The organism is Clostridium puniceum, from assembly GCF_002006345.1.
GTDB lineage: Bacteria > Bacillota > Clostridia > Clostridiales > Clostridiaceae > Clostridium > Clostridium puniceum.
In genome coordinates this window covers 61,969-71,153 of record NZ_LZZM01000148.1, presented here as the reverse complement: position 1 = coordinate 71,153, position 9,185 = coordinate 61,969, and the positions used below count along the sequence as shown (strand labels likewise).

At 28.6% G+C, this 9,185-nt stretch carries 9 protein-coding genes and 2 pseudogenes; 4 read left to right on the top strand and 7 right to left on the bottom strand.

Features of this window, described 5'->3' with window-relative positions:
- A pseudogene (istB, locus tag CLPUN_RS11385) lies at positions 1-678 on the top strand (IS21-like element helper ATPase IstB); the annotation flags it as partial.
- Between the two features lie 48 nt (positions 679-726).
- Here istB and CLPUN_RS11380 read toward each other — a convergent pair.
- From CLPUN_RS11380 to CLPUN_RS11365, 4 genes and pseudogenes are all read right to left on the bottom strand, one after another.
- Positions 727-873, bottom strand: coding sequence for a hypothetical protein (locus tag CLPUN_RS11380; protein WP_158078755.1), 147 nt, complete (start codon positions 871-873; stop codon positions 727-729).
- Positions 874-1,100: 227 nt separating this feature from the next.
- A pseudogene (ppnP, locus tag CLPUN_RS11375) lies at positions 1,101-1,417 on the bottom strand (pyrimidine/purine nucleoside phosphorylase).
- A 217-nt stretch (positions 1,418-1,634) separates the two neighbouring features.
- The gene (locus CLPUN_RS11370) at positions 1,635-2,909 is read right to left on the bottom strand and encodes an aspartate aminotransferase type Ic (RefSeq protein WP_077847390.1); all 1,275 of its coding nucleotides are present in this window, start codon (positions 2,907-2,909) and stop codon (positions 1,635-1,637) included.
- Between the two features lie 23 nt (positions 2,910-2,932).
- Complete coding sequence (locus CLPUN_RS11365) at positions 2,933-4,078, bottom strand: pyridoxal phosphate-dependent aminotransferase (protein WP_077847389.1); 1,146 nt, start codon at positions 4,076-4,078, stop codon at positions 2,933-2,935.
- A gap of 157 nt (positions 4,079-4,235) precedes the next feature.
- Between CLPUN_RS11365 and dapD the strand changes: the two genes are divergently transcribed.
- Complete coding sequence (dapD, locus tag CLPUN_RS11360) at positions 4,236-4,946, top strand: 2,3,4,5-tetrahydropyridine-2,6-dicarboxylate N-acetyltransferase (RefSeq protein ID WP_077847388.1); 711 nt, start codon at positions 4,236-4,238, stop codon at positions 4,944-4,946.
- A gap of 284 nt (positions 4,947-5,230) precedes the next feature.
- On the opposite strand, the gene CLPUN_RS11355 is transcribed toward dapD, so the two are convergent.
- Together CLPUN_RS11355 and CLPUN_RS11350 are read right to left on the bottom strand one after the other, a co-directional pair.
- Complete coding sequence (locus tag CLPUN_RS11355) at positions 5,231-5,881, bottom strand: single-stranded DNA-binding protein (protein WP_077847387.1); 651 nt, start codon at positions 5,879-5,881, stop codon at positions 5,231-5,233.
- Positions 5,882-6,159: 278 nt separating this feature from the next.
- Positions 6,160-6,933: a polysaccharide deacetylase family protein gene (locus tag CLPUN_RS11350; RefSeq protein ID WP_077847386.1), complete on the bottom strand. Its 774-nt coding sequence runs from the start codon at positions 6,931-6,933 to the stop codon at positions 6,160-6,162.
- Positions 6,934-7,095: 162 nt separating this feature from the next.
- Here CLPUN_RS11350 and CLPUN_RS11345 point away from each other — a divergent pair, with 162 nt between their 5' ends.
- The gene (locus CLPUN_RS11345) at positions 7,096-7,623 is read left to right on the top strand and encodes a DUF4364 family protein (RefSeq protein WP_077847385.1); all 528 of its coding nucleotides are present in this window, start codon (positions 7,096-7,098) and stop codon (positions 7,621-7,623) included.
- Here CLPUN_RS11345 and CLPUN_RS11340 read toward each other — a convergent pair.
- On the bottom strand, positions 7,620-8,510 hold the full coding sequence (locus tag CLPUN_RS11340; RefSeq protein ID WP_077847384.1) for a YncE family protein: 891 nt from the start codon (positions 8,508-8,510) through the stop codon (positions 7,620-7,622). The genes CLPUN_RS11345 and CLPUN_RS11340 overlap by 4 nt on opposite strands.
- A gap of 295 nt (positions 8,511-8,805) precedes the next feature.
- Here CLPUN_RS11340 and CLPUN_RS11335 point away from each other — a divergent pair, with 295 nt between their 5' ends.
- Positions 8,806-9,063 carry a TIGR03905 family TSCPD domain-containing protein gene (locus tag CLPUN_RS11335; protein WP_077847383.1) on the top strand — a complete coding sequence of 86 codons (258 nt, stop codon included), beginning with the start codon at positions 8,806-8,808 and terminating at the stop codon, positions 9,061-9,063.
- The last annotated feature ends 122 nt before the right edge of the window (positions 9,064-9,185 follow it).

The following is a 9,185-nucleotide window of genomic DNA, read 5'->3' as shown; positions in this document are numbered from 1 at the left end:
CGAAGTTATTGATTTTACAACAAAGAATAATTTATCTTTTGTTGATGCTCTTATTAAGCTTACAGCTCATGAAATTGACTATAAAGAGGCGAATATGATTAAATCTATGGTTAAGGTTGGAGCTTTTTCACATCAAAAAGAAATTAAGGACTTTGACTTTAATTTTCAACCTGGCATTAATAAAGATCAAATATTAGATTTCTCAACACTACGCTTTTAGAATCACAAGAAAATATTGTATTTTTAGGTTCTAGTGGCGTTGGAAAAACGTATCTTGCGACTTCTATAGGAATCGCGGCTGCAAAGCGCCGTTGCAGTACATATTTCATTAAATGTAATGATTTGTTGCAACAATTAAAGCGAGCAAATCTAGAAAATAGATTAGATGCTAGGCTTAAGCACTTTAGTAAATATAAACTCCTTATTATTGATGAATTAGGTTATTTACCTATCGATAAAGAAGATTCAAAATTATTTTTCCAATTAATTGATAAGAGATATGAGAAAAAAAGCACAATCTTAACTACCAACATAAATTTTAATTCTTGGGATGATATTTTTTATGACGCTGTTATCGCTAATGCTATCTTAGATAGAGTTTTACATCATGCTCATGTTGTTACAATTAACGGAAAATCGTATAGACTGAAAGATCATTTTAAGCAAGAAGAAGATTAAAAAACTACATTCTTAAATGATCGAAAAATTACATTTCTAGGTTGACATTTATAGGTCATAATGATTATTTGAAAAAGGCCTATAACCATCACCAGTAGTTATTGAGTTTTTTAAATCTTTAATAAATATAAATCCTTCTCTTTCATAAAAGCTGCTACAACCAGCTAAAAGAAAAGAACTTTCTTCAATAACCAATGTATGAGATTTATTAGGTGCTTCAAAGTAAAAGTAACTCTTCTCAGAATCGAACAATAAATACCTAAATAATAATATTCCTATATATACGATTGTTATAAAATGAATCTATCCACCTTTCAATATTTATGTTATATTTTTATAGCATATTATTTTTATTTTACCAGCAATTATTTATTCTTGTATTGTAAAAAAACGACACTTTTAATTAAGCGTCGTTTTGTAAATTATTCTTTAATATAAGAACAGCAATAATCTGCTACTTCTTTCACTTCTAAATTAAACTTAGAATTAGCTGGAACTTCAAAACTTTCTCCTTCTTTATATGTAACAAACTCATCGCTTCCTGACAGTTTAACATCCATTGAGCCGCCTAAGATTTCCATTACTTCTTTATCTCCTGTACCAAATTCATAATCACCTGGCAGCATTATTCCTAGTGTTTTTCTTTCCCCATCTTCAAAGATTATTGTTCTGCTTGTAACCTTTCCCTCGAAATAAACATTTGCTTTTTTACCGCTGTAACATTTTTAAATTCGCTCATTATTGTGCCCCCTTATTTATTATATATATATTAAAGTGTCTTTTATCAATTAACAGTTTTTAGTTAACTGATGAAAATGAATACTCTAATTTTTTTATAGTTTATAAGCTATTAATTACATTTATCCATTTAGGAATATTATTTATTACTCTATTATGTAAATCACAATATCCCTATTAAACTTTAATATTAGAATTATTGTTTTCGTAATCTTTCATTACTTTTGTTGTAAAAGTTTATTAATACTTACTATTTGTATGCATATACAGAATATTTCCATTGCCTTTTTAAGTTCTTCAACTGATGGAAAGGACGGAGCAATACGTATATTTCTATCTCTTGGATCTTTTCCATATGGGAAGGTAGCACCAGCTGATGTCATAATTACCCCAGCCACAGCTGTCATTTTAATTACTTCTTTTGCACAGCCGTCAAGAGTATTAAGACTAATGAAGTATCCACCATTAGGTTTATTCCACCATGCAATTTCTTTTCCATCAAGTTCAGATTTAAGGGTACCTAAAACAGCTAAAAATTTTGGTTCAAGAATCTCAGCATGCTTTTTCATATGTTCCTCAATATTTTCCATGTCCTTTAAAAAGCTTGCATGACGAAGCTGATTCATTTTATCAGGTCCTATCATCTGAACTGATAACTGTTCCTTAATCTTACCTATATTTGCTTTACTAGCTGACATTGCTGATACACCTGCACCCGGAAAAGTTATCTTTGAAGTTGAAGCATAAATAAACACTCTATCTTCATTTCCTGCTTCCTTGCAAACTCTCAATATATTTTTAAGTTTGTCGCCCTTGCCAAAAAGATTATGTATGACATATGCATTATCCCAGAATATTCTAAAATCTTTAGCCTTTGTTTTCATTTGCGCAAGCCTATCTACAATATGATCCGAATATGTAATCCCATCAGGATTGCTATACTTTGGCACACATATAATCCCCTTTACTGTTTCATCACTATGTGCAAGATTTTCAATTGTTTCTATATCTGGCCCATCAGAATTCATATCCACAGGAATCATTTCAATACCAAAAAGCTCGCATATGGCAAAATGGCGGTCATATCCTGGACTAGGACATAAAAACTTAACCTTAGGCAGCTTTCCCCATGGTATTTCACTACCTAATACACCAAAGGCCATTGCACGTGCTATTGTATCATATATCATATTTAGCGCAGAGTTACCACCAATAATAACTTCATCTGGATTAGCCTCAAGAAGCTTTGCAAAAAGCTGTTTTGCTTCAGTAATACCATCAAGCCCTCCATAATTTCTGCAATCTATACCATCACTACTTTTATAATCTTCTATATCCATCATCCCCATTGACAAATCCAGCTGTTCTTTACATGGCTTTCCACGTGACATATCATATTTAAGGTTCTGACTTTTGAAGTCTTCATATCTTTTTAATAATATTTCTCTATATTTCAGCAAAGTTTTAGAATCCATTTCAGTAAATTTAACCATTAGTTATAGCCTCCTATTAAATATTAACAATTAGGAAAATTAATTTCTAAAAATTTTTCAAGTCTATCAAAAGCTTCCTTCAAAACTTCATCAGAATAACAATATGATATTCTCATATAACCTTCACCAAGGCTTCCAAAGGCTGTTCCTGGAACACATGCTAATTTTCCTTCATTTAACAGTTTTTCACAGAATTCTTCTGATGGCATATTGAATTTTTCGATCGAAGGGAATATATAAAATGCGCCTTTAGGCTCTGCAACCTCTAACTTAAGCTCTTTTAATCTATTCATGCAATAATCTTTTCTTCTTTCAAAGGTCTTTCTCATATTTTCAACATCATCAAGTGAATTTTTTAAACCTTCAAGAGCTCCATATTGAGCTATAGACGGTGCACATGATACTCCATATTGATGCACCTTAATTATTTCTTTCATATATTTTTCTAAACATGCTACATATCCAATTCTAAGTCCTGTCATTGAAAATATTTTTGAAAATCCACTTACATATATTATTTTATCTTTTATTTCTTTTTCCTGAGCTACCGAATAATAATCCTCAAAAATTATAGCTGAATACATTTCATCAGTTATAACTATAATATCCCTTTCCTTTATTAATGTAACTAATTCATCTCTTTGTTCTTTACTTAAAATTGCTCCAGTAGGATTTGAAGGAAACGAAAGAATCAAATATTTTATATTTTGTGTATCTAATTTTTCTTTAATATCCTTTATATTTACTGTAAAATCATTATTTAATTTATAATGTACAACTTTAGCATCTATCATTATTGAAATATTTTCATAAGCTGGGTAAGCTGGTCCAGGTATTAAAATCTTTTCTCCTGCATTCATTAAAGCAAATAATACCGAATATAACCCTTCACTTCCACCAACTGTTAAACATATCTCATCTTTATCATATTCTATATTAAAACTTCTTAAATAAGTACATATCTCTTCTCTAAGCTCATCTATACCTGAATTTGATGTATATGTAGTCTTATTTTCCTTAATAGCCTTAATCATTGCTTCTGACACATTTTTGGGTACGCAGAAATCTGGCTGCCCAAGAGTTAATGAAATTGCCCCATTTACGTTTTTAACCTTTTCTGCAAACCTTCGTATTCCAGAAATCTGAATTTTTTCTACTTGCGTATTCATATTTATACTGCCCCCTGTTTAGATAATATAAACTTATTTTACAACATTCCTAAAATTCATTCAAACTATTTGTATTTTTATGCTTATTTCTCTTTTAATTATGCCCAAACTTTATTATAATTAAGTTGATTGTAAAATTACTAGAAAGGGTGATATAATGTCATATAATTTAACAGATCCTTATGAAATCGCTAGATTTATTAAGGAATCAAAAAAATCAACTCCAGTTAAAGTTTATGTTAATGGAGATTTAAGCAATGCCGATATGAATGATGTAGAATGGTATGGTACTAATGGATTTTATATACTAATGGGCGAATCTGATTCTATAACTAAAATAGTATTAGATAATAAACATCTTATAAAACACTTTAGAATAGAAAATGACAGAAGAAATTCTGCTATTCCTATGTTAGACTTACTTGAAGTGGATGCTAGAATTGAACCAGGTGCTATCATAAGAGATAAGGTTACTATTGGTAAGAATGCTGTTATCATGATGGGAGCTGTAATTAACATTGGAGCTGAAATTGGTGATGGAACTATGGTTGATATGAATGCAGTAGTTGGAGCTCGTGGACAATTAGGTAAGAATGTTCACTTAGGTGCTGGAGCTGTTGTTGCTGGAGTATTAGAACCACCAAGCAAAGAACCTTGTATGATTGGTGATAATACTTTAATAGGTGCCAATTCTGTAATTCTTGAAGGAGTTAAGATCGGTGCTGGCAGCGTTGTTGCTGCTGGTTCTGTTGTTACTGAAGATGTTCCAGACAATGTTGTTGTTGCTGGTTCACCTGCTAAAATAATCAAATCAGTAGACGATAAAACTAAAGATAAAACTCAGATTATGGATGATTTAAGAAAATAGAAAAATATTAGTTTAATTATCAAACTTACATATAATGCCATTTATAAACAGGCTTTCTTAAAATAAAAGTTTAATTTTTATTTTAGATAGCTTGTTTTATTTTAAAGGAGTGTTTCAAAATGATTTTTAATCGTTTTGAAACACTCCTTAAGGCTATAACATAAACTAGATTTAATTGTTTTCTTTTTTATATACTTCATAAAAAAGAAAACCAATTATTTAATAAATAAACACTAATTATTGACCACCATAGATTTTTAAGCTATTAATTATACTACTGATTATTATACTGCCCCTTCTTCTCTCGCTATTTCTTCTTTTTGGGCTCTTTCCATCTTTGAAATAGAAACTTCATATGCAATTTTCTTTACTACTTCGCTGTCAGAAACCTTTTTTTGGTATTCTCTGCTTTGAAGTCTTCCCCAAACCTTAATATTATCACCAACACTTAAGGTCTGGCAAAATCTTGAATTTCTTCCCCATGCAATAGTTGGAATATAATCTGATTTATTATAAGCTCTATTTACAGCTAATAATACATCTGCAATTTCACGTCCAAAAGGAGTTGTCCTATATATTGGTTCCTTACAGATATATCCATCTAAGAATATTTCATTAGGATTTTTACTTCTTTCTGGGCATGGTTCGATATTTCTTGCAAAAACAGTAAGTATAAGCTTATTTGATCCATCTATAAATTTATTATAAGATCTTAGTTGCCCTTCTACAATTACATCTATCCCTACCTCTAACTTAATATCACTAAGCAGCCTTTCTGAAACAGTAATATTTAACGTATCTACTGAATCGCTTAATCTCATTACATCCAAATCAAAAGTATAGAATCCCTCCCCATACATCTCATGACTAAACTCTAATCCAGATGTTACCTTACCTTCAAGGTAAATTTTGTTATTTAGCATCAAATTATCCATTGTAATCCCTCTCTCCATCGGAAATTATTTTATTTTGTGTAATATATGCTCCCACTAGCATATATTACCATTATAATACAAAAACTAGTTAATTTTCAATAAATATTATTATTTTTATCCGATAACTAATTACTACTGATAAATCACCAAACCTAAAATAGAAAGTAATTCACTCAAATTCTTTGAACTGAGTTTTATACTTTTCTTTAGATAGTAATGATAAATAGTATCAAGTTCTTAGATATTATACCTCTTGAGGGTATAAGTTCAGCTAAGATTCAGCTTGCTGAATCAAGTTTCACTTTATGTTGAATTCCTTGATTGTCTACACTATAATCTTCAAAATATATCATTTCACCTACAGTTTTAAATTCATACCCTTTGTCTTTCAACTCTTTTATAATCCTATCTAAATTATTAGGAGTATATTTTGCATTATGAAAAAGAATAATAGAACCAGGCTTAACATTTTTCATTACCCTGTTATATTCCCTTTCAGGTGATATTTCTTTCCAATCAACAGAATCAACATCCCATTGTATAGTCATATATCCTAAGTTTCTTACTTTTACAAACGCTTCCTTATTATAATCTCCACTAGGAAATCTAAATAGCTTTGGCTTTTCACCTGTATATTTTTCAATAATCTCATTAGTTTTTTCTATTTCTTCTCTTATTTTATCTGATCCAATTTTAGTAAAGCTCGGGTGCTTATAACTATGATTTCCTATTTCATGCCCCCCTTCTTTTATTGATTTCAGTTTATTCACATTTTCTTCACTATAATTAACCCATCCACCCATTATGAAGAATGTTCCTTTTACATTATATTTCTTTAATATGCTTAATATTACTTCTAAATTATCTTTTTCCACCCAATTTACATCAAATGTTAAACTGACTAATCTTTCTTTTGTATCAACACAATATATAGGTTCTTCTTCATGAATATTTCCCATAACTCCAATAGTTCTATTAATTTCAATACATACAATTATTAAAAAAAATATTAGAATTAAATTTATTCCTATCCTCTTTTTCTTCCATACCACTTTTTATACCCCTTTTAATTTTGTATCTTATATTTAAACTATATTCATTAAAAATGCTTTTATGCTACTTTACATAGTTTTTAATTTTATTTGTTCCTATTTTCACGTAAACATAATTTGTGATATAATAAAAATAGATTTTCATTAGTTATGGAGGTAATTATGTATAAAAATTCATCAGAATTAGCAGAAAATAAGTTACTAATGTTATATGTATTAAAATCAATAAAAGAACCAATATCAAATACTCAGCTTACTGAAATAATTCTTGAAAATAACTTTATTAATTATTTTACATTTCAACAATATTTGTCAGAGCTTGAGGAATCTAAATTTGTTGAATATCAAGAAGCTAATGATAAAAAATTATTGATATTAACAGAAAAAGGAGATAATGTTCTTTCTTTATTCAAAGCTAGAATATCCCCTTCACAAATTTCTATTGTTGATGAATATATAAAAGAAAAGATAAGTACTATAAAAAAAGAATTAACTATACACGCTGATTATACTCTGGGTATTGGCGATGATAGCTTTATAGTTGATCTTAAGGCAATCGAAGACCAAGCTTTGTTAATGGAACTAAAATTATCAGTTCCTACAAAAAAACAAGCAGCTTTGATTTGTAACAAGTGGAAGGAAAATCCTTCTGAAATATATACAAATGTCATTAATATATTAATTGATTAATATATCTGTTTAACTAAAGTCATAGCATTAGGTTCTTTTCCTAGTGGTATGACTTTTATTTCTTTATTATTAATTCCTATTACATTTAATTTACCATTTAAGTAGTCTCCAACAAATATATTTTCTTTAACCTTTATTATTCCCCTTGGCATTCCACCAATAATTATTTTATTTTCTTCTATAAGTTTTTTTAAATTAACAATACTTATAGAACCATCACATAAATTTGAAACATATATATAATCGTTATCTTCAAACAAATCTACTGGTGATAATCCAACTTCAATCTTACCTATTAGTTCCAAGGTCTTTAATTCAATAATTCCTACGCTTCCATTTTTATCACATCCAAGATAGCTAATACATACATATAAGTATTTTCTATTTTTTGATATGCTAATTTTTATGGGAGTATTTTCAACTTTAATTCTTTTTATCTCCCTATTATTTATATAATCTATTACTGAAATACTTTCTTCTTCCATATTACTTATGAATATAAGATTTTTTTCTTCTTCTAATGCAATATTATGAGGAAATCTTCCTGTTGGCACCTCAAAATTGACTCTTTCATTTATCAAATCATATACTATAAGTGAATTGGATTCGCCACAAGAAACATATGCTATGCCTTCATGAGCAACAATATCATTAGGATGTGCCCCTATATATAAATTATTTTCTTCTCTAAAACTTTTATAATCTATTAAAGAAACACTATTATTATAATTGTTAGCTACTAAAATTTTATCTTCATATAGTGATAATCCATGAGGGCCAAATGGACTTTCATCAGCAGATAAAATTATCTTTTGATTATTAAAGGTTTCAGTATTTATCTTGTTTAAGCTATCTGAACCAGTATTACAAACAACTATATAACTCATTCCATTTCCCCCTTTATAAATAATCATGTCCATATCTTTAATATATTCTAAAACCATATTATTGGCACAACTAACTTCTTGAGTTTATCATCTTTATTTATTGGTAAATTTCATATATAATAATAGGTATACATTTTTAAGTGAATAGATTATTTTAATAAAATCGTTTTTCAAAATATATAAGTTCTAATTGATTTGCTATATTAAAACCATATACCGTAAATTGGTACATGTAGTTTTTTTATTAAAAGATATATAAGTATAAATTAATTTTTTATTAAAAGGAGTGTTTTTAATGTTTTCTTATAAAACATCTGGTGTTTGTTCATCAAAAATTAATCTTGAAATTTCAAACAATATTATCGAAAACGTAGAATTTATTGGAGGTTGTGCAGGAAACCTTTCAGGCATTGGTCAATTAGTAAAAGGTCTGTCAGTAGATGATGTAATTAATAAATTAAACGGTGTAGACTGCAAAGGCAAGGGTACATCTTGCCCAGATCAATTATCTAAAGCTTTATTAGAATGGAAAAAAGAAGCTATATCAAAATAAATACTATTTAGTTGCCTATAACATTACTGAAGATTTTTAAGTTGCAACCATTTATAGTTATAGTTTTCTTACAAACAATATATAATTCTATAAAAAAAGGGACTTCTCTCTTAAACTCGTAT

Bases quoted from the DNA above. Each gene is read 5' to 3' on its own strand.
- CLPUN_RS11340 (WP_077847384.1), bottom strand. From the start codon at position 8,510: ATGAGTTATATAGTTGTTTGTAATACTGGTTCAGATAGCTTAAACAAG.
- CLPUN_RS11365 (WP_077847389.1), bottom strand. From the start codon at position 4,078: ATGAATACGCAAGTAGAAAAAATTCAGATTTCTGGAATACGAAGGTTT.
- CLPUN_RS11355 (WP_077847387.1), bottom strand. From the start codon at position 5,881: ATGGATAATTTGATGCTAAATAACAAAATTTACCTTGAAGGTAAGGTA.
- CLPUN_RS11335 (WP_077847383.1), top strand. From the start codon at position 8,806: ATGTTTTCTTATAAAACATCTGGTGTTTGTTCATCAAAAATTAATCTT.
- CLPUN_RS11345 (WP_077847385.1), top strand. From the start codon at position 7,096: ATGTATAAAAATTCATCAGAATTAGCAGAAAATAAGTTACTAATGTTA.
- dapD (WP_077847388.1), top strand. From the start codon at position 4,236: ATGTCATATAATTTAACAGATCCTTATGAAATCGCTAGATTTATTAAG.
- CLPUN_RS11370 (WP_077847390.1), bottom strand. From the start codon at position 2,909: ATGGTTAAATTTACTGAAATGGATTCTAAAACTTTGCTGAAATATAGA.